Source organism: Aminobacter sp. NyZ550, from assembly GCF_025628925.2.
In the GTDB taxonomy this organism is placed as follows: domain Bacteria; phylum Pseudomonadota; class Alphaproteobacteria; order Rhizobiales; family Rhizobiaceae; genus Aminobacter; species Aminobacter ciceronei.
On sequence record NZ_CP114190.1, the window covers coordinates 3128339 to 3152912 of the forward strand.

Genomic DNA, 24574 nt, shown 5'->3' on the forward strand with positions numbered 1-24574 from the left:
TTCCCAAGATGGAAATGTCTTCGGGAGCGTAGTCAATGTGACTCAGCATGCGTTGAGCCATGTCAATTGTATGTCGAGTTGGAGTGCACTCTTCCGATTGGTCGAGGGGAGACTGTGTGACCGCCTGCTATTGGCCACGCCTGGATGGCTTAGCTGTGTGCCGCCAAGAACAGCAAACCGACCGTCAGCGCGCCAAGGCAGACGAGCAACACGCCGGCAGCCGCCATGTCCTTAACAACGCGAATCTCCGGATGTACTTCCGGATGCAGATGATCGACGAGGGCCTCAAGAGCCGAGTTGAACAGTTCCGCGGCCAGCACAACGGCAATCGCCAGCCCAATGACGGCCAGCCAGATACCAGAAATGCCGAGCAGGGCAGCGCCTAGGACAACGATCAGGCCAATCAGCGCTTGAGTGCGGAAACTGCGCTCACGTCGCCAGCCGTCTTGCAGTCCCTGAATGGCAAAACCAAAACGATGGAGAAATGCCTTGTTCTTCATTGTCGTGTCCTTGGAGGCAATCGTCCCGGGGCGGGCGCATCGCCACTATAAGCCAAGCTAGCCTGGGACCACTTCAGCGATCTTGCCGTCGACAAGGTGGATGCGGCGATCCATGCGGGCTGCCATTTCGAGGTCGTGCGTAACCGCCACGATGGACTTGCCGCGTTCACGTACGAGGTGCTGGAGTATCTCGAAAACTTGCTCGGAGCTTTTGCTATCCAGGCTTCCCGTCGGTTCATCGGCAAGGATGATCGGCGGGTCGTTTGCGAGCGATCGCGCCACGGCGACCCGTTGTCGCTGGCCGCCCGACAGTTGGTCAGGCCGTTTGTCGAGATGCTCGGCAAGCCCCAGGGATATGAGCAACTCGCTGGCCCGCTCGCGTATCTGGCTTCGTTCGAGGCGGCGCAGCTTACGCATTGGAATCTCCACGTTCTCTCGCGCGGTGAACTCTGGCAGGAGAAAATGGAACTGGAAGACGAAACCCATCATCGAAAGCCGTGTACGGGAGCGCTCCTTCTCGTCCATGGGTCCGGTGTCGCGTCCACCGATCTTCAGTGTGCCACTGGTGGGGCTGTCAAGGAGCCCAAGCAAGTAGAGCAGAGAAGACTTGCCGGACCCAGACGGTCCAGTAACGGCCACGAATTCCTTTTCGCCGATGCTCAGCGTGACATCTTTGACGAGCGTTACCGGAACTGTTTCCGGCAGAATACGCGTCAGTCGTTCGGTCTCGATCAGCGGGCTCATGATGCGCCCCGGATAATGTCGACAGGATTGAGACGGGCCGCACGGCGGGCGGGCAAGTATCCAGCGACCGCTGCAGAGGCCAGTGCAAAAGCTGAAGCGCTCAAATAGTGCAGAATGCTCCACGTGATTGGCAGCCGGGTCATTTCCTGACCGGTCGCGGCGATTTCGAAGCGAACCTGCGATAGAGCGTAGGTCATTGCAAGGCCGAGGAGCCAACCGAGCGCGCAGCCGGCAGAGCCGATTGCCAAGCCCTCCATCAGGAACATGCGACGCATGTCGGCTTCGGGGAAGCCGAGCGACTTCATGATGGCGATGTCGCGCGCCTTTTCGTGCGTGATGGTGGAGATGATGTTGTAGATGCCGAATCCGGCGACCAGCATGATCGCACCTACCACCGTGTACATGATGACGTTGCGGACAACGAGGGCCTCGAGGATGGATTCGTTCGCTTCCTGCCAAGCAACAGCCTTGTAGCCAAGCTCAGTCTCAGCCCGGTGCGCCACCGCAGGTGCGCTGTCCGGATTGTCGAGCTTAATTCGTATCTCGTTGATGGCGTTCGGGCGCGCTGACAGGATTTGAGCATTCTTCAGCAGAACGTAGGCCTCGCCTTCGTCACGAATCGTTGTCCCGGTATGGAACAGGCCCACAATTCTGAACGCGCGGGTAAGCCCGTCTGAGGAAACGGCCGTTATCGTGTCTCCAAAGCTGGCACCTAGCCGAGAAGCCATGGTGTCTCCGATCACCACGTTGTTGCCGCCCGCCGCGAGCGCTGCGAAGCTGCCTTCAACGAACTCCTCGATGATCGGCGAAACAGCGGATTCTCGCATCGGATCGATCCCGATGACCGCGGCGCCAGCTTCTCGATTGGCATAGCGGATAACACCTTGCGTCTTCAGGCTCGTCGAGAAGCGACCGGGAACCCAGGTGTCGAGCCAGGCTGCTGCAGCCGTCGGATTGATGATCCCACGCCGATCATCACGTGGCCTCAGCCCGGAAATGGCGGCAGTGGCAAAAACGTCCTCGGCAGGCTGCCGGGGGGCTGTGCGCATTTCGTCGGTGATGGCAACGTGAGGCATGGTATTGATGAGCTGCCTGACGAAATCGTCCTGCCCACCCTGCATCAATGCGGCCATGGCAATTGAGAAGCCCACGCCAACAGCAACACCCAGGATGGCCACAACTGTCTGTCGCCCGCGTCCGGCGATATGCGTGACCGCAATGTCGAGAATGAGGGGCATGATCTACTCCTCTGGGCCAGAGATGATCACACGGCTACCGTCGGCGAGGTCGGCAGGATAGGGAATGACGACGAGGGCCTTTTCGTCGAGGCCAGCCAGAACCTCGGTGCTGCCCGTGCCGCGGATGCCGATACGAATATCGCGCCGTCGCGACCTGCCGTCCTCGACTACGAAGACATGGTTCTGGTCAACCGCAGCAGAGGGAATGAGCAGGGCATTCTTCGAGACTTGGACGACGATGTTGATGTCTGTCGACATCCCGATGCGCAGCGGTGTTTCATCGGGCAGCCGAAAGCGGACGCGATAGGTCTTCGTCGCCGGATCGCCTTTTGGCGTAATGCTGTCGACTTGAGCCTCGAGATTTTGCTTCGGAAAGGCATCGGCTCTAAGAAGGGCGCGTTGACCAACTTCGACGCGGGGAATGTCCTCTTCGTTGACATCTGCGACCACGAGCAGTGGTTTTGGCTCCCCGACCCAAAACAAAACCGTACCTAGCTCGGCGACCTCGCCCACTTCACCATCTTGCCTGAGAACGATCCCCGGACTGGGCGCTCGCAGAACATAAGTCTCGAGCCGGGCTTTCCGCCCAGCGACCAGGGCTTCAATTTGCAGAAGCTCGCTTTGGGAGCGATCGAGCGCTTGTCGGCTGGCCGCGTTCCGTTCGGCAAGTACGGACAAGCGCCGAAAATCCTCTTGGGCCAGCGAGCGTCGTGCCTCAAGTTCGGCCAGTGCCGCGCGCTCTTCGCTATCATCCAGACGAGCCAGAACGTCGCCTTGTGAGACCCGGGACCCTTCGCAGTTGCATTGTTCGACGATACGTTCGCGAACCACCGGGGCCACTTTCGCCCAGGTCCGTGGTTCGACTGTACCGCTTGCATAGACGATTTCGGCCGCGTCTCCGCGCGACATCGTCGCAACCGACACGCTTGGGGGGCTCCAGAAATACCAGGCGGCAGCTCCTGCCACCGCACCGATAGCAACAAGGCTGTATATGTATCGTGCCAGCCGCACAGCATTTGCTCCTGCTAGGTCTTATGCCGCTGCCAGAAGGGAGTTTCGCTCGCCCGGTTGCTTCGCCCGCCTTCAGAAAACGGACTTTGTTCCATGCGCGCCTTGACCCCGGTCAAAGCGAGGTGGCGAGCACCGACTTATTCTCTTGCGACCATCAAGAACCACTCCGAAAGGAATGCGCCATGAAACGCAAGAAAACGTGGATTTTGGTAGCGGATGGTGCTCGTGCTCGCATCATTCGTCAAATGGAGGGCGACAACGAGGACGCAGCCTTGTTGGACGATCTGGTTTTCGAGGTGAATCACAAAACACTGCGCGAGATCATGTCGGACAGACCCGGACGCAGCTTTGCGTCCAAGGGAAGACGGCGCTCCGCGATGGAGTACGCGTCTGACCCAGTCCAAGAGCAAGAGGTGCAGTTCGCGATTACGCTCATTGAAGAATTGGGACGGCGCTACGCCGACCATGAATTCGATCATCTTGCGATCGTCGCCGAGCCACGCATGCTCGGGACACTGCGTCAGAACCTACCCGGAGTTCTGGTTTCCACACTGGTGAAAGAGGTCGCAAAAGATCTCACCAAACTGCCGAAGCTCCAGCTTATGCAAGCCCTGAACAAGCTCGATATCCAGGTTTGTTGAAATGCGGATCCATGCGAACAAACAAGCGAGGAGATGCGTCAGACAGCATGTGACATGCTGGACCAAGCGAGCGAATGCCGATCACAGAGGCAATCACATGTACCGTTCCGTGGGGGCGCGAGTGCCCGCGAGATTTTGCCTTCACGCCCTTAACCAGGGACAGAGAGCCAGAAAGCGAAAGCCCGGACATCTATATGTCCGGGCTTTTTTCCCTATCGATCTAGGCGAGCCAACTTTGAGTGTCGGATGAGCCATCCATCTTGTTGCTGAGCAAGATACGGTGACGCGTCAGGGCATTTTCAACTTTGGGTGGCCGCCCAAGAGGCAGCTCTCCGTGCATCCTCAAGCTGCGCACTCTTCGCAGCTTCCCTTACTTCTCATCGAGGAGCTGCCGTTTCGCCGCTCCAGGAACACAACATTGGCTTTCAGGCACACAACTTTGGGTGTCCGCCCACTGCTGGCCAGCCTCAGCTGCACCCTGATGTCGCGCCGCAGGTGTCGCACTTTTCGCAGGTGCCGTTGCGGACCATGGTGAAGTTCTGGCACTCGGAGCAGGAGTTGCCGGTGTAGCCCTGCAGCATCGACTTGGCGCGGCGGTCGGCGGCGACTTTCTTGGCGTCGGAGGCTTCCTGGGCGGCGGCGTCGGTGAACAGCGACGTCGTCACCGTTTCCTCCGTCTCCTCAACGGTGATTTCCTCGGCCAATTCCTTGGCGCGCTCCTCATAGTCGCGCTTGTAGGCGGTCGATTCCTCAGCTGAGATCGCAGCCTTTGGCGACAGCGACAGCACGTTGGAACCGGAGAAGGCGGTCACCGGTGTGGCGCGTGCCGGGGCGGTGGTGGCCGAACCCTTGGGATCGTTGCCGGCGCCGGCCGAGACGACCTTGAGCGGCGAGGCACCGCGGGTCAGGCCCTTGGAGAAGGGCAGGGCCTTGCCTTCGGTGATGCCCTTGCCAAGTGCGGTCTTGTCGAAGTCCGACTGGTCGACATGGGCGAGGTCGTGGCGGCCGAGGTAGCTGACGGCGAGCTCGCGGAAGACGTAGTCGAGGATAGAGGTGGCGTTCTTGATGGCATCGTTGCCGATGACCATGCCGGCCGGCTCGAACTTGGTAAAGGTGAAGGCTTCGACATATTCGTCGAGCGGCACGCCGTACTGCAGGCCGAGCGAGATCGCGATGGCGAAGTTGTTCATCATCGCACGGAAGGCAGCGCCTTCCTTGTGCATGTCGATGAAGATTTCGCCCAAGCGGCCGTCGTCGAACTCACCGGTGCGCAGATAGACCTTGTGGCCGCCGACGACAGCCTTCTGGGTGTAGCCCTTGCGGCGGTTCGGCAGCTTCTCGCGGTCGCGGTAGAGACGCTCGATGACGCGCTCGACGATCTTTTCGGTGACCTGTACCGCCTTGGCGGCGGCAGGTGCTGCGATCAGCGCCTCGACGACCTCGTCTTCATCCTCGTCCTCGTCAGCGATCAGCGAGGCATTGAGCGGCTGCGACAGCTTCGAGCCGTCGCGGTAGAGCGCGTTGGCCTTCAGCGCCAGCTTCCATGACAGCATGTAGGCGCTCTTGCAGTCCTCGACCGTCGCCTCGTTGGGCATGTTGATGGTCTTGGAGATGGCGCCCGAGATGAAGGGCTGGGCTGCCGCCATCATGCGGATGTGGCTGTCGACCGAGAGATAACGCTTGCCGATCTTGCCGCAGGGATTGGCGCAGTCGAACACGGCAAGGTGCTCGTCCTTGAGGAAGGGCGCGCCTTCGAGCGTCATCGCACCGCAGACATGGATGTTGGCGGCTTCGATGTCCTTCCTGGAGAAGCCGATGGCCGGCAGGATTTCGAACGAGAAATCGTTGAGCTGCGCGTCGGTGAAGCCAAAAGTCTCCTTCACCCAGTCGGCACCCAGCGTCCACTGGTTGAACACGAACTTGATGTCGAAGGCGCTCTTCAGCGCCGCATTCAGCGCTTCGATCTTCTCGTCGGTGAAGCCCTTGGCCTTCAACGAGCCGGGGTTGATGCCGGGTGCCTGGTTGAGATTGCCGTGGCCGACGGCATAAGCCTCGATCTCGGCGATCTGGGCCTCGGTGTAGCCGAGCGTGCGCAGCGCTTCCGGTACTGCACGGTTGATGATCTTGAAGTAGCCGCCGCCGGCGAGCTTCTTGAACTTGACCAGTGCGAAGTCGGGTTCGATGCCTGTGGTGTCGCAATCCATGACCAGGCCGATCGTGCCGGTCGGCGCGATCACGGTTGCCTGGGCGTTGCGGTAGCCGTGCTTTTCGCCCAGCTCGATGGCGAGGTCCCAGGCAGCGCGGGCGTGGCTGACCAGCTCCTGCTGCTTGACGTCGCTTGCCACCAGCGGCACCGGGTTGACCGACAGCTTCTCGTAGCCGTCCTTGTCGCCGTAGGCGGCGCGGCGGTGGTTGCGCATGACACGCAGCATGTTGGCGGCGTTGCGGTCGTAATCGGCAAAGGCGCCGAGCTCGGAGGCCATCTCGGCCGAGGTGGCATAGGCAATGCCGGTCATGATCGCGGTCAGCGCTGCGCCGATGGCGCGGCCTTCGTCGCTGTCATACGGAATGCCCGAGGTCATCAGCAGGCCGCCGATATTGGCATAGCCCAGACCAAGCGTGCGGTACTCGTAGGACAGCTTCGCGATTTCCTTGGACGGGAACTGCGCCATCATGACCGAGATTTCGAGCACCATGGTCCACAGCCGCACGGTGTGCTCGTAGGCGGCGATGTCGATGCTGCCGTCGGCGTTGCGGTAGGGCAAAAGGTTGATCGACGCCAGGTTGCAGGCGGTATCGTCGAGGAACATGTATTCCGAGCACGGATTGGAGCCGCGGATCGGGCCGGCAGCCGGGCTGGTGTGCCAGTCGTTCATCGTGGTGTTGAAGTGCAGGCCCGGATCGGCCGAAGCCCAGGCGGCGTAGCCGATCTTTTCCCATAGGTCGCGCGCCTTGAGCGTCTTCATCACCTTGCCGTCCTTGCGGGCGGTCAGGTGCCAGTCGCCATCGGTTTCCACGGCGCGCAGGAAGTCGTCCTTGAGCGAGACCGAGTTGTTGGAGTTCTGGCCCGAAACGGTGAGGTAGGCTTCCGAATCCCAGTCGGTGTCGTAGGTCTTGAACTCGATCGAGGTGTAGCCCTGCTTGGCGAACTGGATGACGCGGTAGATGTAGTTTTCCGGCACCGCGTTCTTCTTGGCGGCCTTGATCTCGCGCTTGAGCGCGGTGTTGATCGCCGGATCGAAGCAATCGTCATCCTGGCCTTCGCAGTTGACGCAGGCAGCCATGATCTTGGCGAGGTGCTGCTTGACGATCTTGGAGCCGGTGACGAGTGCTGCGACCTTCTGCTCTTCCTTCACCTTCCAGTCGATATAGGCCTCGATGTCGGGGTGGTCGGCGTCGACGACGACCATCTTGGCGGCGCGGCGGGTGGTGCCGCCCGACTTGATGGCGCCGGCGGCACGATCGCCGATCTTGAGGAAGCTCATCAGGCCCGACGAACGGCCGCCACCGGACAGCTTTTCGCCTTCGCCGCGCAGCATCGAGAAGTTGGAGCCGGTGCCCGAGCCATATTTGAACAGCCGTGCCTCACGCACCCACAGGTCCATGATGCCGCCCTCGTTGACGAGGTCGTCCTGCACGCCCTGGATGAAGCAGGCATGCGGCTGCGGATGTTCGTAGGACGACTTCGACTTGGTCAGCTTGCCGGTGAAGGGGTCGACATAGAAGTGGCCCTGGCCGGGACCGTCAATACCATAGGCCCAGTGCAGGCCGGTGTTGAACCACTGCGGCGAGTTCGGCGCGACGCGCTGGGTGGCGAGCATGTAGGCCAGTTCGTCCTTGAATGCGCGGGCGTCGCCTTCGGACTTGAAATAGCCACCCTTCCAGCCCCAGTAGGTCCAGGTGCCGGCGAGGCGGTCAAAGACCTGACGGGCGTCGGTCTCGGAGCCATAGCGTTCGTTCTCGGGCAGCTTTTCCAGTTCGGCTTCGTCGGGGATCGAGCGCCACAGGAAGGAGGGGACGTCGTTCTCCTCGACCTTCTTCAGGCGGGCGGGCACCCCGGCCTTGCGGAAATATTTCTGCGCCAGGATGTCGGCAGCGACCTGGCTGAACTGCGCCGGCACGTCGATGTTGTCGAGGCGGAACACCACCGAACCGTCGGGGTTCTTGATCTCGGATAGGGCCTTGCGGAATTCGATCTCCGCATAGGCCGATTGTCCATCCTTGGTGAAACGCCGCTCGATGCGCATCGGTCGATTTCCTTTTGTCTATATATAGCGTCTTTCGCGGGAGATTTCCCGTTGCTGATGCGAAAGACGCAAGCCCGTTGATCCGGCTGCCTGGACAGCCGGTTGCCTTTTCCCGGACTAGCCGCCGCCTGGCTGAAGAATCTCCTTGGGGAGACTGCTTTCCTCAAGCTTGCGGCCCGCACCGGGCCCGTCGAACTGAAACTTTGATTGCGACTCCCTCATGGAGGGACAACTCACACTATCTAGCGTTCAGGCTGCCTGCAAACACTAAATATAGTGTTAACAGAAGATTTCCGCCAGTCCCCAATTTTTACCCGCAAACCTCTTGGACACCCCGGAACCGCGCGCGAAGCCACCCCGTCTGTGGGGGTGCAAATGCGAGCGGGAACTCACTAAATCTGGAGAAAAGGACCGGCCTCAGAACTTTCCGGTCACGTGCTCAACAAGCGCGCTTGAGTCATAAAAAGCGACTCGGCCGTTAACGTCAAGAAGTCGTTTATGCAGTTTTTGTGACCCCAACATCTTGTGTGTCACTTGTGTGGATAACGGGGAGAACCGGCCGCGTGAACGAAGCCGGCGAAAGGGCGGTCAGGGCGTGCCGCCAACCCTGGAATGCGCGGGCGCAAGCCCGTTTCAGGCGGCGTATTTTCCGTGCGCGGCACCGAAGGACGAGATCAGCCGGCAAAGATCGGGTTCGTTGACCATGCGCGCGGCTTCACTGGGCGAGACCCACTTGCGCGTGCGCTGGCGCCGCTCCTTCCACTTCTCGGCGACCTTGCGCACCTCGAGCGGATAGACGAGCACCTCGCAGGCGACCTGCTCGCCGTTGGAAAGCTCCTTGAGATAGAAGTAGCGGCCGGCTTCGTGGGTGTCGACCGATCCGCTGAGGCCGGCTTCTTCGCTCGCCTCGCGCGCAGCGGTCTCGCACAGCCGTTCGGACGGTTCCGGCCAGCCCTTGGGCAGCACCCAGCGTCCGGTGTCGCGGCTGGTGATGAGCATGACCTCGATGCCGGTTGCGGTGCGGTGCCAGGGCAGGGCGGCGACCTGCATTCGGCACGGCGTCGCGCCGAACAGGCGGCGAATCCGCTCAAGAAGGTGATTGTGGTAGCTTGGCTTCATAAGCATCGGCAGTCCCACCCAGCCAGAAGACTCATATGCCGCGTAACGAATTGTACGGTTAATCCTCCGTAACAAAAGTAAATAGATTGATAATGAAGGCGCCCAACACGCATCGGCCCGAAAATCGAAATCGATTTTCGGAAAACGCGATGCGAACCCTGGATAGGCAGAGCGTCCTTTGCGCGTCCGAACAGGACGCGCGGCGCTCTAAGGGCTGGGCGCTCAAGACTTCGGAGACGGGCGTCGTGGCTCAGCCCATGTGGTCTTCGGCGATCGGCTTCTGGTAGGTGAAGCCGAGATCCCAGGGGAAATAGATCCAGGTGTCCTGCGACACCTCGGTCACGAAGGTGTCGACCAGCGGCCGGCCCTTGGGCTTGGCGTAGACGGTGGCGAAATGCGCCTTGGGCATCATCGCGCGCACGATCGCGGCGGTCTTGCCGGTGTCGGTCAGGTCGTCGACGATCAGCACGTTCTCGCCTTCGCCTTCGAGCAGCGAGGGCGTGATCTCCTTCAGCACCTGCAGCTGACCCTGCGAGGTGTAGTCGTGATAGGAGGCGATGCAGATCGTCTCGATCAGGCGGATGCCGAGTTCGCGCGAGATGATGGCCGCGGGCACCAGGCCGCCGCGGGTGATGCAGACGATCGCCTTCCACTGCGGGTTGACGCCGGCGAGACGCCAGGCGAGCGCACGCGCGTCGCGATGGAACTGGTCCCAGGATACGGGAAAGGCTTTTTCGGGAAGGGACATTTGACGCGCACTCCGGCTCGGCGCGCCACGCGGCGCGGAAATAAGGGAATGCAGGCGGAATTAGCCGGAAAGCCCCGTCCTTGGCAAGGGCGGGGCACAAGGAGTTGTGCGGCAATCTTACCGCGACAGCAGGATAGCCGTGTCGCCGGCCTGCAGGACGTTGCGGGTGACGCCGCCGAACAGGAATTCGCGGATCCAGGAATGGCTGTAGGCGCCCATCACTAGGAGGTCCGCGCCGGTTTCGACAACCTTGTTGTGGATGACGGCATCGACCGTGTGGCCGCGCGATTCCTGAACACTGACCGACACTTTGGCGCCATGGCGGGCAAAGGCGGAGGCGATCTCCGCACCTGCCGCGTCCATGCTCTGGGCTGCTGTTTCGACCGGATCGATGACCAGGATTTCGGTGGCGTCGGCCTCGATGATGAAGGGCAGGGCGTCAAAGGCAGCGCGGGTGGCTTCGCGGCTGCCGTTCCAGGCGATCAGAATGCGGCGGAATGTCGAGATCAGCGGCGCGGCATGCGGCACGACAAGCACCGGCCGGCCGGCCTCGTAGATCAAAGAGTCTATATCGGCGGCAACAGAGTCCTTCGCATCCGGAGATGCCTGGGCGACGATGACGATGTCGGCGCAACGTGCGCTTTCGACCCCCGACAGCGCGCTGTCGCCGGAAAAGCTCTCGAAGCTGCGCCATTCGAACGACACGCCCGACGTCTCGATGCGCGACAGGAATGCCTTCTGCACCTTTTCGGCGCGCTCCTTGCACAGGTCGGCATTGGCCTGGATGAATTCGGTGTCGGGAAAGCCGACAGCCGTCGTGTAGGGCATGGCCAGCGCCTCGGCGTGGACGCCGATCAGGTGGCTTTCGTGCCGGTCGGCAAACGGGATCGCCACGTCGAGAACGCGGCTGACGTCGCGTTCGCTCTGGATGATGGCAACGATTGTCTTGAACGGCATGGAACCCTCCTTTGTGCGCAGAAATCTGCTCAGCAAAGAAACACTATCATGCGGCTACTTGTTCCCATGTGACCTGGATCAAGTGTTTGGGATCAAGTCTTTGTGGCGTGTTTGGCAGCAGCTGCGATGTTGGTGAGCATGGCCTCGATGGCGATACGGGCGGCGTCCATGGCTTGCTCGGAGCGGGAGCGCACGACGAGTTCGGTCCAGAAGCTGCCGTCGAGATATTTCGGGTAGGAGCCGATAATGGTGTCGGGATGCGCCTTCTGGATCTCGCCGAGCGGGCCGCCTATGGTGCCTTCGCCATAGGGACACTGCACCGTCGTCGACAGCAGCTTGGCGCCGGTCCTGAGGGTGGGCATGACATTGTCGAGCATCGCCTGGAAAATCGACGGCACGCCGGCCATGACGTGGACGTTGCCGATGCGGAAGCCGGGCGCCACCGAGACCGGGTTCTCGATCAGCTCGGCGCCGCGCGGGGTGCGCGCCATGCGCTTGCGCGCTTCGGAGAATTCGAGGCCGCGCGAGGCGTAGTTGGCCTCCAGCATGGCATAGGCGCGCGGCTCGTATTCGCAGGGCACGCCGAATGCCTTGGAGATCGAGTCGGCGGTGATGTCGTCATGCGTCGGTCCGATGCCGCCCGTGGTGAAGACGTAGTCGTAGCGGGCGCGCACCGCATTGACCGCGGCGACGATCTCGTCCTCGTCGTCGGCTACAACGCGCACTTCCCGGAGGTCGATGCCGGCGGCGGTCATCATGTCGGCGAGGTGGCCGATATTCTTGTCCTTGGTGCGGCCGGACAGGATCTCGTCGCCGATGACGATCATTGCTGCGGTGACGATGTCGGCCATTTGGGAACTCCGCTGTCAGTGAGGTGCGCTGGGGTGCCAGAGCCAGTGAGGTATATGCCGCAGGCATTGGGCCCTGCAACGGTCGTTCGCAAACCGCTTGGGCGGGCTTGCCGACGAGCCTAGTCCCAGACCGGGTTGGTTCCCGATTTATGTGGAATTTCTTCTGCGTATGCACAGGCGAGAAATGTCTGGATCAGACTTTTGATTTCCTTCCATCGGCCGAACAATTGCAATGAGTATGACGCGGTGATGTCGACCGCCTTGTAGTCAAATTGATGCTCGCACTGGGGGGACATTCCGTGGGCTGGGATGTTGCATTCTAGCAAGTCTTTGAATGGCGCTTCCATTGTCGTGACAAAAATTCTCTTGTTATGGTATGTCGGCGTTTTGACATCGGTGACCTCGAACAGCCCTTCGGTTTCTGCCGGGATGAGCGTGAAAGGGATCATGTCGAAGGACCACGGCAGCCCAGTTACCGTGCGAATCCTGATCGGAACCAGTTTTTCCACACTGTAGCGGTCGTGGATGAGGAACCTGAATGACGGCGGTTGGTCGTCCGGCTTGATTGGCTTTCCAGCAAGGGTGTGCCTCATCAACCAAGGCAGCGGACCGCCGTCCATACGCATCACGAAGTTCTCGCCGTCTTGGTGGCGCAACATGGTTTGCCCAGCAGTTGTCAGTGGGAGGCTTCGGTAGTCGTTGGGGTATGCCAGCCGGACACTGACCGCCGGGTCGAATGAGGCAGGAGGGGAGGTTCGCGGTCCCTCATCCTCGACAACGATTTGCACGAGCTGGCCGGCGTCTTGAAACATGGCGCATTGGGAAGCTGCCGCCCAGGCAGGACCGGCCACGACCAAAGCGGCTGCAGTCAACACATCGGCTGCACGTTGTCGCGTCAATATGCTCCCCGCAAGCTTGTTGGTGCAGTTACCAGCCGGCCCAATTGGCGACCGTGAAGCTTTAGGAATGCTGAAGGCTGCTGACTGTTCTTCATTCATGTCCCCACGCAACCCGGCAATGGTCGTTGTTTGGTGAACGATGCGTCACGTATTGGCACGCTTTCATTGAACGCGCATTGGATTACATCTCTCCCCAGACGTCGACCCAAGACGGCGCAACGAGATTTTCCCGCTGGAGTTTGAAATGGCTAAGATTCTTGTTCTCTACTATTCGAGCTGGGGCCACATGGAGCAGATGGCCAAGGCCGCTGCCGAAGGCGCCCGCGCCGCCGGCGCCGACGTGACCATCAAGCGTGTTCCCGAGCTTGTGCCCGAGGCAGTCGCCAAGGCCGCCTACTACAAGCTCGATCAGGAAGCGCCGATCGCCGACCCGCTCGAACTGGCCGACTATGACGGCATCATCATCGGCACCGCCACCCGCTACGGCACAATGGCCTCGCAGATGAAGAACTTCCTCGACCAAACCGGCCCGCTCTGGGCCAAGGGCGCGCTGCTCGACAAGGTCGGCTCGGTGATGGTGTCGACCGCGACCCAGCATGGCGGCGCCGAACTGGCGCTCATCAACGCCCAGATCCACCTGCAGCACCACGGCATGGTCATCGTTCCGCTGTCCTATGCCTACCAGGGCCAGATGGGCAATGACGTCGTTCGCGGCGGCGCACCTTACGGCATGACCACCACCTCGGACGGCGACGGTTCGCGCCAGCCTTCGGCACAGGAACTCGAAGGCGCCCACTTCCAGGGCAAGCGCGTGGCCGAGATCGCCATCCGCCTGCATGGCAAGGGTTCGAACGCCGTCAAGGAAGTTGCATAACAGAGACGTTGCTTAGCAACGAACTTGCTTAACAGCTTCGGATCGTTATGATTTTTGTGAACGGGCGGCCGCTGGGCCGCCCGTTTTGCATTGGTGTGTTTGAGCCCGCGCTCCTGGGCGGCTAGACTGCCGGCATTGCTTCCAGGAGGTTCGATGGCGACGACGATTCTCGGCTGGGTGGCCAGCATCGCCTTCCTAGCCATTGCCCTTGTCGGCGGCTATTTCGTGCTGGCGACACGCAGGATATCGGCACAGGCAGAACGCGCCGTGCCGGCCAGCGGCAAGTTCCTGCAACTGGGCCGCCACAACATTCATTATGCCGACGAAGGGCAGGGCCGGCCGATCCTGTTCATCCACGGCCTCGGCGCGCAACTGCACCATTTCCGCCATCCGCTGTTTCCCGAACTCGCCGAATTCAGATGCATCGCACTCGATCGGCCGGGCTCGGGCTATTCCATCCGGCCGGCCGGCTTTTCCGGCAGCCTGGTCGAGCAGGCCGAACTGGTCGCGCGCTTCATCGAAAGACTTGGGCTGGAGCGGCCGCTTGTCGTCGGCCATTCGCTTGGCGGTGCCGTGGCGCTGACCCTGGCGGAAAACCATCCGGAGGCGGTTTCAGGGCTGGTGCTGCTGTCGCCGTTGACGCATCTGGAGGACGAGCTGCGGCCCGAGTTCCGCGCGCTCTACATCAAGTCGCCGCTGAAGCGCCGGCTGGTGGCGGAGACGGTTGCCATACCGACGAGCCTGAAATACGCGCCGCAGACCTTGGCCTTCCTGTTTTCGCCGCAGGCGGCACCGAAGGATTATGGCACGTCAGGCGGCGGTTTTGCCGGGCTGCGGCCGAGCCATTTCTACGCGTCCTCAGCCGACATGGTGGCGATCGAGCTTAATCTCGGCGCCATCGAGGCGCGTTATGGCGAGCTCGACCTGCCGGTCGCGGTGATGTTCGGCACCGCCGACCGTGTGCTCGACTACCGGCTGCACGGTGAACCCCTGATCGGCAGGATCAAGGGCCTGGAGCTCGACCTGGTCGAAGGCCTCGGCCACATGCCGCAATTCGTCGAGCCGCAACGGGTGGCGGCGATGATCCGGCGCATTGCTGCCAAGGCATTCGCCTCGGAACGGGCCGAAGGTCAGTAGCCACAGGAATTGCTCATCCATTTGCGGTGGGCCCAGCCTTCAAAACCGTCGCCGCCGGCGAAGTACCAGCTGCCGCGCCTGTCAGTGATCTCGACGGTGTCGCCGTTGAACAGCTGATGGATCATGGGCGCCGTGGCGCTCGGGCCCGGCGCGCACGGCAAGGAAGCCGGTGCCGCGGGCCAGGCTGTAGGTACGCGACAGGCCGTGAACGGTGCCTTCGCATATTGCGCCTGCGCCGGTGTCGCGACGCCCATGGATAGCGTTGCCGCAACGGTGGCAAGCACTGCGGCCGAGAGCGCCGCCTTGGTTGAAAATGCTGGTTTGCCTGCAAATACTGACATGAGCGACACTGTTCGGCCTCCGCCGAGCAACCGGCGTCTCGCCGGATGCCGGTGAGTATCGCTGACATGGCAAAAGGTTCAGGCAGTTCGTTGCAAACGGCTAGTCGGAGACTTCGGTGTCCGGCCTGTCGTCGCCTTTGGCGAGTTCGTCGTGCCAGCGGCCCTCCGCATCCTCGTACTGGATGCCGTCGGTCGAGCCGGCGACGCGCTGTTCGGCTGCCGCAGTCTCGGCGGCCTGCAGGGCGTGATTGTGGGTGGGGAAGGTCTCGGAAAAGGTGTCGCCGACCTTGTAGGCCCAGCCACCATCGTGCTGGACGATCTCATAGACGAGCTTGGCCATGGGTTTCCTCGTTGGGTGGGTTGTCGTTGTGCATCAGCGCCTCAAGGGGCCGTGCTGCCGCGAGTGTCCGCGCGCGACAGTGAGAAGAGCCTCACGACCGTCCCGGCCTATCCGGTGGGCATGGCAAATACGGTGAGCGGTAGGCGACCCAGTGCCGGGCGCAATGGTGCTTGCTGTCAGGCGACAACGGCCGGTCGTCTGGCGCGGAGGCGCAACAGACACACAGCGCGCAATGGATTCATATGCGACCATGCCCGCTCAAACGTTGCCGGGCGCAAATGGTTGCATGCCGTCAAACGGCGTTTTGGACGGTGCTATCTGGTCCGGTTCAGAGAGGGACGATGGAAAACACGACCCAGGCGCCGCAAACGGCGGCGGCAAGTCCAAGGCAGGCGCTACGGTGTTTTTCCCAGAAGTATGGCGCACGTTCCCAATTGTAGTGCATGTACTCGGCTCCCCACTCACAACGCCCCCACGCGGTGAAGTTGTATTTCACTCTGAAACAATCCGCAATTTTCCGGTGTGGTTGTGCAGTGACGAAAGAGTGTGAGCGTGGCAATTATGTCACGCTAATATGTGGGCGGATATGCCTCGCGATCGAGGCTCGATTCGCGTGCGCTGGGCAATGGAGCGATGTTTGGTGCGGACGGCGGGGATCGAACCCGCATAGCCGAGGCTGAGAGATTTTAAGTCTCTTGCGTCTACCAGTTTCGCCACGTCCGCTTGGCTCGCATTTCAACTGCGCAGGCGATTCCGTCAACTGGCCTTGTGCCGCCACCGGACCGTGACGGGCAATTGGTGCCCTGAATGGGGGCTGCCGCGCCATCCAGCTTGGGTCTGGATCGCGTCCCGCCGCGTGGGAACGATCAACTCCAGCAGGTGCTTACCATATGCGTCCGGTGTCCCGGGAAGCGCTTGTGGTTACTTCGTTCCGTTGAAATCGAGTAGTGGGGACACCGCTGCAGCATTCTTTTTCACCGACTTGCGGGGCGTCTTTCTGGCCGGCTTCTTGCCCGCCTCCTTCGTCGCGACATTTGCCGCTTCCTGCGGTACTGCGGCCGGCAAGGCCGCCTTTGCAGGCCTGGGTTTTGCTGCGGCCGGGGCCGCCTTTTCTGTGAACTTGATTGCCATGCTGTCCGCCATTTCATCGCGCCGCGAGTCAGCGGCCTTGGCCCTCCATACACGATTTGTTCCGCTTGGGGGCAATGAAGGGCATGGTCGATGCGACGAACGGCGGCGAGCCGGCGCAGCGGTCGATGGCGATCGCTTGTTGCGGTCGCCTGCAAAGGCAGAACGGGCGCTGCGGTTGAAAGTCTACTTCCGGTCGATGAACTCCAGCACCGATCTGTTGTACTCGTCCGGTGCCTGCAGCATGGCGAAGTGGCTGGCGTTGGGCAGGATGATCAGCTCGGCGCCGGGAATGATCGAGGCCATGTATTCGGTGTGCTTGCGCGTCACCGCCTCGTCATGGTCGCCGAGAACGATGGCCGTCGGCGCCGTTATCGTCGCCAGCTGTTCCTTGGTCCAATTCGGCTGCGTCTTCCACATCTCGCTGATCTGGCCGACGAAGGCGTCGTATTCGGTCGGCGTCTTGGACATCCTGGCATAGTCCCTGCCGGAGCGCTCGATATAGGCGCCGAAGGTCTTGTTGGTCTCGACACCGGGATCGACACCATCGGTGGTGACGTTGGCAGCATGTGCGTAGAGCCGCGTCAGGCGCTCCGGGTGCTTCATGGCGATGTCGATACCAATGATGCCGCCGTCGCTCCACCCGACGATCGCGGTCTTGTCGATCTTGAGATGGTCGAGCAGCGCAAGATAATCTGAGGCCATCAACTCATAGCCGAAGGGCTCGGTGGTGCGTGTCGAGCGGCCATGGCCGCGGCTGTCGGCGACGATCACCTTGTGGGTCTTGGAGAACTCGGCAACCTGGCTTGCCCAGATGTCGGCATGGCCGAGACCGCCATGGATCAGCAGCACCGGGTCGCCCGAGCCGTACACGACATAATACATGTCGATGCCGTTGACCTTGGCATAGCCGGTTTCGGTGGAGGCCGGCATGGCGGCCGGTTCCGGCAAGGTCAGCCAGCGCTCTTCAGCGCCCACTGCAGCAATGGAAAACAGTGAAACAAAAGTAACAACAACGGCAGTCCAGAAAGAACGCATGCCCGCCTCCGCCCATCTTGTGCGGCAAGTGACTGCCAATGCGCTGGAAAAGTCAACGGGCGGAAGATCCGCCCGTTGGTTTTGCTGCAAGTTGCTGGTTTTTGATCAGCCTTCTTCCTCGACGAAGACCTCGTCGCGCTTCTTGCGAACTGCCGGCAGCAGCACGACGATCAACACGCCCGCGGCTATCGCCAGCAGCAGGGCGCTGATCGGGCGGGTGAAGAAGGTCGTCGGGTCGCCGCGCGACAGGATCATGGCGCGGCGCAGGTTTTCCTCGAGCAGAGGTCCGAGCACGAAGCCGAGCAGCAGCGGCGCCGGCTCGCAGCGCAGCTTGACCAGCACGTAGCCGATGAAGCCGAAGAAGGCGACAGCATAGAGGTCGAAGACGTTGGAGTTGACGCTGTAGACGCCGATTGCACAGAACGCCATGATGATCGGGAACAGCACGTAGTAAGGCACTGTCAGTAGCTTCACCCACAGGCCGATCAGCGGCAGGTTGAGGATGATCAGCATCAAATTGCCGATCCACATCGAGGCGATGATGCCCCAGAACAGCGCCGGCTGCTCGGTAGCCACATTGGGACCGGGCACGATGCCCTGGATGATCATCGCACCGATCATCAGCGCCATGACGGGGTTGGCCGGGATACCGAGCGTCAGCATCGGGATGAACGAGGTCTGGGCACCGGCATTGTTGGCCGATTCCGGACCGGCGACGCCGGCGACCGCACCCTTTCCGAACTCTTCCGGGTTCTTGGAGACGCGCTTCTCCACTGTGTAGGAGGCAAACGCCGCAAGGATCGCGCCGCCGCCGGGCAGGATGCCGAGTGCGGAGCCGATTGCCGTGCCGCGCAGGATGGGTGCTGCCATCGCCTTGAAGTCCTCGCGTGTCGGCATCAGGCCTGACACCTTGGCCATCAGCACTTCGCGGGTCTTTTCGCTTTCGAGGTTGCGCAGGATCTCGGCGATGCCGAAAACGCCGACGGCGACCGCGACGAAGTTGAGCCCGTCGGCATATTCGCGGATGCCCAGCGTGAAGCGTGGCGTTCCGGTGTAGATGTCGGTGCCGACGAGGCCGAGCAGCAGGCCGAGAACGACCATCGCCAGTGCCTTGACGATCGAGCCATGGGCAAGGGCGATGGATGAGACCAGGCCGACGACCATCAGCGAGAAGTATTCGGAGGCACCGAACTGCAGCGCGATCGCCGTCAGTGGCGGCGCGAAGATGGCAACCAGGAAGGTCGACACCGTGCCGGCGAAGAACGAGCCGATGGCGGCGATCGCCAGCGCCGCACCCGCACGTCCACGCCGGGCCATCTGGTAGCCGTCGATCGCGGTGACGGCGGACGAGGATTCGCCCGGCATGTTGATCAGGATAGCCGTGGTCGAGCCGCCATATTGCGCGCCGTAATAGATGCCGGCGAGCATGATCAGCGAGGAGACGGGGTCGCCGATCTGGAAGGTGATCGGCAACAGCATGGCGATCGTTGCGGTGGCGCCGATGCCGGGCAGCACGCCGATGAGCGTGCCGAGCAGCACGCCGATCAGGCAGAAGCCGAGATTGTAGAGCGTCGAGGCGGTGGAGAAGCCAAGCGCGAGATTGTCGAAGAGTTCCATCTCATACCCCTCAGAACGGCAGCCAGGGGCCGAAGCGCTGGAATGGCAGGCCGAGTGCGTAGCTGAACACGACGACCGAAAACAGAGTCACGCCGGCGGCGAGCAAGACAGCAGCCAGCGGCTTCATCCGGGTCGAGGCGAAGGCAGCGATCAGGCAGGTGATGAAGATCGACGGCACGAAGCCGAGGCCGCGCACGGTGAGGCCGAAGAATATCGGCGCAGGCAGGATGAAGGCCAAGCCGCGCCAGGCGATCGGGCCGATCGGCTCGCCGGCTATGCGGGTGGCCTGGACGATGACGATGCCCCCGAGCAGGATCAGTACCAGAGCAAGCACGAGCGGGAAGTAACCCGGTCCCATGCGGAAAGTGGTGCCGAGGTCGAGGCCGAGCGACTGGATGGCGAAGAAGGCGCCGGTGGCGACGAAGATCGCGCCGCAGGCTCCATTGGTTGGGTCGATGGCGAGGTTTTTCATGCGAGGCCCTCTGCTGGCGCCTGACGTTCTGTGGCTGCCTTGTTCTGTTCCCCGTCCGCCTGCCTTGGCCTGGTCACGCCTGAGGGCGACAAGGGAGCATCGAACGCGCGCATGATCGCGCGGCGTCGGCAATTGGCAAGGGGGTGCAGCGAATGGGCTTCTCCGTCGGGAGAAGGGGCAGCCGGAGAAGGGCCGCGCCGGAGCGCGGCCCGGGTCGTGGCTTAGTCGGCGAACTGGCCGGCAGCCTCGATGATCGGCTTCCAGCGCGCGATTTCGCCTTCGAGCTTGGCCTTCAGTGCTGCCGGGGTCGCGTCCGCCTCGGACGACGGGATGGTGCCGAGCTCGGCGAAGCGGGCAACGACGTTGGGGTCCTTGAGGGCCACCTGCAGCGACTTCGACAGGCGTTCGGTCACATCGGCAGGTGTGCCCTTGGGCGCGTAGACGCCGTGCCAGATGCCGACTTCCATGCCCTCAAGACCGCCTTCCTTGGTGGTCGGCACGTCCTTCAGCACGTCGAGGCGGGCAGGCGAGGTGACGGCATAGGCCTTGATCGTGCCGGCCTGGATCTGCTTGGTGGTGTTGGTGGTCTGGTCGCACATGATGTCGACCTGGCCGCCGAGCAGATCGGTCATGGCAGGGCCGGTACCCTTGTAGGGCACGGTGACCAGTGGCGTGCCGATGGCGCTCATGAACAGCATGCCGCACAGATGGGATGCTGCACCGATGCCGGCGTTGGCGACGGTGACGGTGTCCTTGTTGGCCTTGGCGTATTCGACGAGACCCTTGAGATCGGTCGGCGCGAGGTCCTTTTTGGCGACGATGGTCATCGGCACTTCGGTGACCAGGCCGACATATTCGAAGGCGTTCAGCGTATCATAGGCGAGCTTGCGGTACAGCGTTGCACTGGTGGCCATGCCGATGTGGTGCAGCAGCAGCGTGTAACCGTCAGGATCGGCGGAGGCGACGCGGCCGGCGCCGAGCGTGCCGCCGGCACCGCCGACGTTTTCGACGATGACCTGCTGGCCGAGATCCTTGGACATCGATTCAGCGACGAGACGGGTTACGGTGTCGGTCGGGCCGCCGGCGGCGAAGGGCACGACAACGGTGATGGTGCGTTCGGGATAGCCCGCGGCATTGGCAGCAAGCGGGAAAATGGCAACGGCGGCTGCCGTCGCCAGCGAGGCGATAAGTTTCTTCACGGAATCCTCCCAGATATCGGAACTCGACCTCCGCCTTGACCACAGCTCCTCCGGGGCCGGCGTCGGATGGCTGATTGGGCGGCAGCCGGAGCCGTTCCGCAATGTCACGCAGCCACGGTTGACGCTTAAAATGCCGTGTCTACCTCGATGATGGGTGGAAAAGGTAACATCGGCCTTTCCCGGTGTGTGGAATTCCACACACCAAGCGGCCGCTACTGCTCGGAGGCATCCGCCATGCCGACCTGATTCTTGTCGAGACCGTAGCGCTGCATCTTCTCGTAGAGCGTCTTGCGCGAGATGCCGAGCTGCTCGTAGACCGGCTTGAGGCTGCCGCCATGAGCGACGAGGGCGGCCTGGATGACGTTCTTCTCGAAGCCGGCGACGCGCTCGGCCAGGCGCTCGTCACCGTCGCTGGAGCCCTCTTCGGTGGACTGCAGCCCGAGGCCGAGCACGAAACGGTCAGCGGCGTTGCGCAATTCGCGCACATTGCCGGGCCAGTCGCGCCGGGCGATGTCGGCGACGATGCGGGGCGGCACCTCCATCGCCTCGCGGCGGTAGCGCCCGGTTGCTTCGCGCACCAGCTGCAGGAAAAGCAGCGGCACGTCCTCGCGGCGCGCCGTGAGCGCGGGCATGCGCAAGGTCACGACGTTGAGCCGGTAGAGCAGGTCGGCGCGGAAGCGTCCGGCAGCAACCTCGGCGTCGAGGTCGGCCTTGCTGGTGGCGATGAAGCGCACGTCGAGCGGTATCGGCTCATTGGAGCCGAGGCGAAAGATGATGCGGTCCTGGATGACGCGCAACAGCTTGGCCTGCAGGTCTGCCGGCATCGAGCCGATCTCGTCGAGAAGCACCGTGCCGCCACGGGCATGCTCGAACTTGCCGTAGCGTGGGCGCAGCGCGCCGGGGAAGGCGCCGGCCTCGTGACCGAACAGCTCGCTCTCGATCAGGGTTTCGGGCAGGGCGGCACAATTGATGGCGACGAAGGGTTTGGTGGCGCGGCTGCTGATGTCGTGCAGCGCATGAGCCGCCACTTCCTTGCCGGTGCCGGTGTCGCCGATGATCAGCGCGTCGGCATCGGTTCCGGCAATGGCGCGCAGCTTGTAGCGCAACTCGACCATGATGTTGCTGCGTCCGGGCAGGCGGGCCTCGAGGTCGTCGTTCTTGCCAGCTGCGGCGCGCAGCTCCCGGTTCTCGAGTACGAGCTTGCGCCGGTCGATGGCGCGCGCAGCCATTTCGGCAATGTGCTGGGAGGTGAAGGGTTTCTCGATGAAGTCGTAGGCGCCCTCGCGCATGGCGCGCACGGCAAGCTGGACGTCGCCATGGCCGGTGACCAGGATGACGGGAATGTCGGGGTCGACCTCGTGGATGCGTCCCATCAGCGTCATGCCGTCCATTCCGGGCATGCGGATGTCCGAGACGACGACGCCGTTGAAGCCCTGGGTGATGAAGTCGAGGGCGCGCTCGCCGCTGGGGCTGTCCTGGACGGCGAGGCCGGCGAGGTCGAGCGACTGCGCGGTCGATCGGCGCAGCTCGTCCTCGTCGTCGACCAGAAGCACGACCGGCGGCTTCATTCCGCGGCCTCGCGCATGGCGGAGCGCATCGCATCGAGCTCGATCGTGAACAAGGCCCCGCCCTCAGCATGATTCATGACACCAAGACTCCCACCGAAGTCTTTGATGATATTGTATGAAATCGAGAGCCCGAGACCAAGGCCCTTGCCCACGCCCTTGGTCGAGAAGAACGGGTCGAAGATGCGTTCGGCGATGGCCTTGGGCACGCCGGGTCCATGGTCGCGTACAGTGATGGTGACCTTGCCGGCCTTGCGCCTGGCCATCAGTTCGATGCGGCGGTCGGGCAGGCCTTCGACGGCGTCGGCGGCATTGGTGACGATGTTGACCAGTACCTGCTGCAGGCGCACCGAGCCTGCCTTGACCGTCAACGGGCTCGGCCCGAGGTCGACGGACAGTGTCGCATCCGCTGCCTTGAGACGCCAGCCGACGATTTCCTGGGTGTCGTGGACGACCTCCTGCAGCGACACCGGGCCGAGCTTCTGGTTCGGCTTGCGGGCGAAATTGCGCAGATGCCTGCTGATCGAGGCCATGCGGTCGGTGAGGCTCGAAATACGCGAGACGTTGTCGCGGGCCTCGGCGACGCGCTCGCGGTCGATCAGGATCGCGGCATTGTCGGCATAGGTCTTCACCGCAGCCAACGGCTGGTTGAACTCGTGCGACAGTGCCGCCGACATCTGGCCGAGGGCCGCGAGCTTGCCTGCCTGGATGAGGTCGGCCTGGGTCTGGCGCAACTGTTGCTCGGTGGCGCGGCGCTCGGCGACCTCGGTTTCCAGCCGTGTGTTGACCAGTGCCAGGTCGGCTGTGCGCTCCTCGACGCGGCGTTCGAGCTCCTGTTGCGCCGACTGCTGCATCTGCATGCGTTCTGCGAGCCGAGCACGGCGCTGCAGGACGATGGCACCGGCGAGTGCCGCTAGGCCGAGCGCCAGCAGGGCAAGCACGACAGCCGTCAGCGACTGGGCGCGGGCGGAACCCGTGTCGGCCAGCACATGCACCGTCCAGCCAGCCTCGGGCATCTCCTCTGCAACTTCGAGGAACTCGCGGGTGTTGCCGCGTTCGCTGATCGCCAGCAATTCGCGGCCGTCGGCCATGAAGCGCGACACGGGCAGGTTGCGCAGGATCGCATCGGAATAGCGACGCGAGGCGGTGGTGCGCGCCAGCATCTCTGAAGTCAGCGGCTTCATGCTCGAATAGAGCCAGAGCGGGCGGCTGCTCATGAAGATGATGCCTTCGGGGTCTGTAACCGTCAGCTCGAAGTCGCCGCCGCGCCAGGAGGCCTCGATCTCCTCGATATGGACCTTGAGCACGACGACGCCGGCGACGCGCTCGCCGAGTATTACCGGCGCCGAGAAGTAGTAGCCGCGCATATTGGACATGACACCGAGCGCAAAGAAGCGGCCGATGCCGCCGCGGATGGCATCCTGGTAGTAGGGGCGGTAGGAATAGTTCTCGCCGACGAAGGTGGTGGGCAGGTCGTAATTGCTGGCCGAGATCGTGTCGCCGCCCGGCTTGATCAGATAGATATCGGACGATTCGAGCAGACCGTTGATCGACTTGAGGTAGCGGTTGGCCACGTCGCGCAGCGCCTGGTCGTCGGGCGAGGCGAGCAGCAGCTGGATGTCGTCATTGTCGGCGATCAGCTGCGGCAGCGACTTGTAGCGGCTGATCTGGCCGGTGAGAGCCGAGACGGCAAGCCGGAGCGTCGTCTGTCCACGCGCCTCGGCTTCATCCATGTAGGCGCGCGTGGCGAGCCGGCCGCCCAGCACCACGATCGCAAGCGCCAGCGCTGCCAGGGCAAGCCCCGGCCACAACAAGCGGCGACCGTTAAGAAAATGCTGCATGACGCGGCCCGAACCGTTTCTGCCGCCAAGTATAGCGGGGCGGTGATGCCGCACAACCAAGGCTCTG

22 protein-coding genes and 1 tRNA gene are annotated in these 24574 nt (G+C 62.5%); 3 read left to right on the top strand and 20 right to left on the bottom strand.

The features are described from left to right. Positions 1–149 precede the first annotated feature (149 nt). The 4 genes from N7E70_RS15410 to N7E70_RS15425 are packed head-to-tail and all read right to left on the bottom strand — an operon-like array spanning position 150 to position 3493. Entirely contained in the window at positions 150–500 is a 351-nt protein-coding gene (locus tag N7E70_RS15410) for a diacylglycerol kinase (RefSeq protein WP_067961469.1), read from the bottom strand. A gap of 57 nt (positions 501–557) precedes the next feature. Then, positions 558–1244, bottom strand: a complete 687-nt coding sequence (locus N7E70_RS15415; RefSeq protein ID WP_067961471.1) for an ABC transporter ATP-binding protein — start codon at positions 1242–1244, stop codon at positions 558–560. Next, the gene (locus tag N7E70_RS15420) at positions 1241–2482 is read right to left on the bottom strand and encodes an ABC transporter permease (protein ID WP_263006858.1); all 1242 of its coding nucleotides are present in this window, start codon (positions 2480–2482) and stop codon (positions 1241–1243) included. Before N7E70_RS15420 ends, N7E70_RS15415 begins: the two co-directional genes overlap by 4 nt. A 3-nt stretch (positions 2483–2485) precedes the next feature. Beyond that, positions 2486–3493, bottom strand: a complete 1008-nt coding sequence (locus N7E70_RS15425) for an efflux RND transporter periplasmic adaptor subunit (protein ID WP_442866463.1) — start codon at positions 3491–3493, stop codon at positions 2486–2488. Positions 3494–3675: 182 nt separating this feature from the next. On the opposite strand from N7E70_RS15425, the gene N7E70_RS15430 reads away from it, so the two are divergent. Beyond that, positions 3676–4134 carry a host attachment protein gene (locus N7E70_RS15430; protein WP_185910110.1) on the top strand — a complete coding sequence of 153 codons (459 nt, stop codon included), beginning with the start codon at positions 3676–3678 and terminating at the stop codon, positions 4132–4134. Positions 4135–4601: 467 nt separating this feature from the next. On the opposite strand, the gene N7E70_RS15435 is transcribed toward N7E70_RS15430, so the two are convergent. The 6 genes from N7E70_RS15435 to N7E70_RS15460 all read right to left on the bottom strand — a co-directional run bounded on the left by N7E70_RS15435 (position 4602) and on the right by N7E70_RS15460 (position 13054). Then, positions 4602–8381 (bottom strand): vitamin B12-dependent ribonucleotide reductase, encoded by a 3780-nt coding sequence (locus N7E70_RS15435; RefSeq protein ID WP_263006859.1) that lies wholly within the window; start codon positions 8379–8381, stop codon positions 4602–4604. Positions 8382–9014: 633 nt separating this feature from the next. Beyond that, on the bottom strand, positions 9015–9506 hold the full coding sequence (locus tag N7E70_RS15440) for an NUDIX hydrolase (RefSeq protein ID WP_263006860.1): 492 nt from the start codon (positions 9504–9506) through the stop codon (positions 9015–9017). Between the two features lie 244 nt (positions 9507–9750). Beyond that, complete coding sequence (gpt, locus tag N7E70_RS15445; protein ID WP_055970685.1) at positions 9751–10248, bottom strand: xanthine phosphoribosyltransferase; 498 nt, start codon at positions 10246–10248, stop codon at positions 9751–9753. A 117-nt stretch (positions 10249–10365) separates the two neighbouring features. Continuing rightward, positions 10366–11205, bottom strand: coding sequence for a universal stress protein (locus N7E70_RS15450; RefSeq protein ID WP_067961480.1), 840 nt, complete (start codon positions 11203–11205; stop codon positions 10366–10368). A 92-nt stretch (positions 11206–11297) separates the two neighbouring features. Beyond that, positions 11298–12056: a competence/damage-inducible protein A gene (locus N7E70_RS15455; RefSeq protein WP_263006861.1), complete on the bottom strand. Its 759-nt coding sequence runs from the start codon at positions 12054–12056 to the stop codon at positions 11298–11300. Positions 12057–12175: 119 nt separating this feature from the next. Then, a complete protein-coding gene (locus N7E70_RS15460; RefSeq protein WP_263006862.1) occupies positions 12176–13054 on the bottom strand; it encodes a hypothetical protein in 879 nt (292 codons plus the stop codon). 145 nt (positions 13055–13199) lie between these two features. Between N7E70_RS15460 and wrbA the strand changes: the two genes are divergently transcribed. Together wrbA and N7E70_RS15470 are read left to right on the top strand one after the other, a co-directional pair. Next, positions 13200–13829, top strand: a complete 630-nt coding sequence (wrbA, locus tag N7E70_RS15465) for an NAD(P)H:quinone oxidoreductase type IV (RefSeq protein WP_067961485.1) — start codon at positions 13200–13202, stop codon at positions 13827–13829. A gap of 153 nt (positions 13830–13982) precedes the next feature. Further along, positions 13983–14966 carry an alpha/beta fold hydrolase gene (locus N7E70_RS15470; RefSeq protein WP_263006863.1) on the top strand — a complete coding sequence of 328 codons (984 nt, stop codon included), beginning with the start codon at positions 13983–13985 and terminating at the stop codon, positions 14964–14966. Here N7E70_RS15470 and N7E70_RS15475 read toward each other — a convergent pair. The 10 genes from N7E70_RS15475 to N7E70_RS15520 form a co-directional block, all read right to left on the bottom strand. After that, positions 14960–15091 (bottom strand): SH3 domain-containing protein, encoded by a 132-nt coding sequence (locus N7E70_RS15475; protein ID WP_263006864.1) that lies wholly within the window; start codon positions 15089–15091, stop codon positions 14960–14962. The genes N7E70_RS15470 and N7E70_RS15475 overlap by 7 nt on opposite strands. A gap of 316 nt (positions 15092–15407) precedes the next feature. After that, entirely contained in the window at positions 15408–15647 is a 240-nt protein-coding gene (locus tag N7E70_RS15480) for a DUF2188 domain-containing protein (protein WP_182574111.1), read from the bottom strand. Positions 15648–16285: 638 nt separating this feature from the next. Then, positions 16286–16370: transfer RNA gene (locus N7E70_RS15485), tRNA-Leu, on the bottom strand. 198 nt (positions 16371–16568) lie between these two features. Next, positions 16569–16778 (bottom strand): hypothetical protein, encoded by a 210-nt coding sequence (locus N7E70_RS15490; protein ID WP_269441398.1) that lies wholly within the window; start codon positions 16776–16778, stop codon positions 16569–16571. Between the two features lie 183 nt (positions 16779–16961). Beyond that, complete coding sequence (locus N7E70_RS15495) at positions 16962–17813, bottom strand: alpha/beta fold hydrolase (RefSeq protein ID WP_263006880.1); 852 nt, start codon at positions 17811–17813, stop codon at positions 16962–16964. A 105-nt stretch (positions 17814–17918) separates the two neighbouring features. Then, positions 17919–19430: a tripartite tricarboxylate transporter permease gene (locus N7E70_RS15500; RefSeq protein WP_067961494.1), complete on the bottom strand. Its 1512-nt coding sequence runs from the start codon at positions 19428–19430 to the stop codon at positions 17919–17921. Positions 19431–19440: 10 nt separating this feature from the next. Continuing rightward, positions 19441–19902 (bottom strand): tripartite tricarboxylate transporter TctB family protein, encoded by a 462-nt coding sequence (locus N7E70_RS15505; RefSeq protein WP_067961496.1) that lies wholly within the window; start codon positions 19900–19902, stop codon positions 19441–19443. Between the two features lie 221 nt (positions 19903–20123). Next, on the bottom strand, positions 20124–21101 hold the full coding sequence (locus N7E70_RS15510) for a tripartite tricarboxylate transporter substrate-binding protein (RefSeq protein ID WP_263006881.1): 978 nt from the start codon (positions 21099–21101) through the stop codon (positions 20124–20126). Positions 21102–21313: 212 nt separating this feature from the next. After that, a complete protein-coding gene (locus tag N7E70_RS15515; protein WP_263006882.1) occupies positions 21314–22669 on the bottom strand; it encodes a sigma-54-dependent transcriptional regulator in 1356 nt (451 codons plus the stop codon). Continuing rightward, positions 22666–24507 carry a sensor histidine kinase gene (locus N7E70_RS15520; protein ID WP_263006883.1) on the bottom strand — a complete coding sequence of 614 codons (1842 nt, stop codon included), beginning with the start codon at positions 24505–24507 and terminating at the stop codon, positions 22666–22668. Before N7E70_RS15520 ends, N7E70_RS15515 begins: the two co-directional genes overlap by 4 nt. Positions 24508–24574 lie beyond the last annotated feature (67 nt).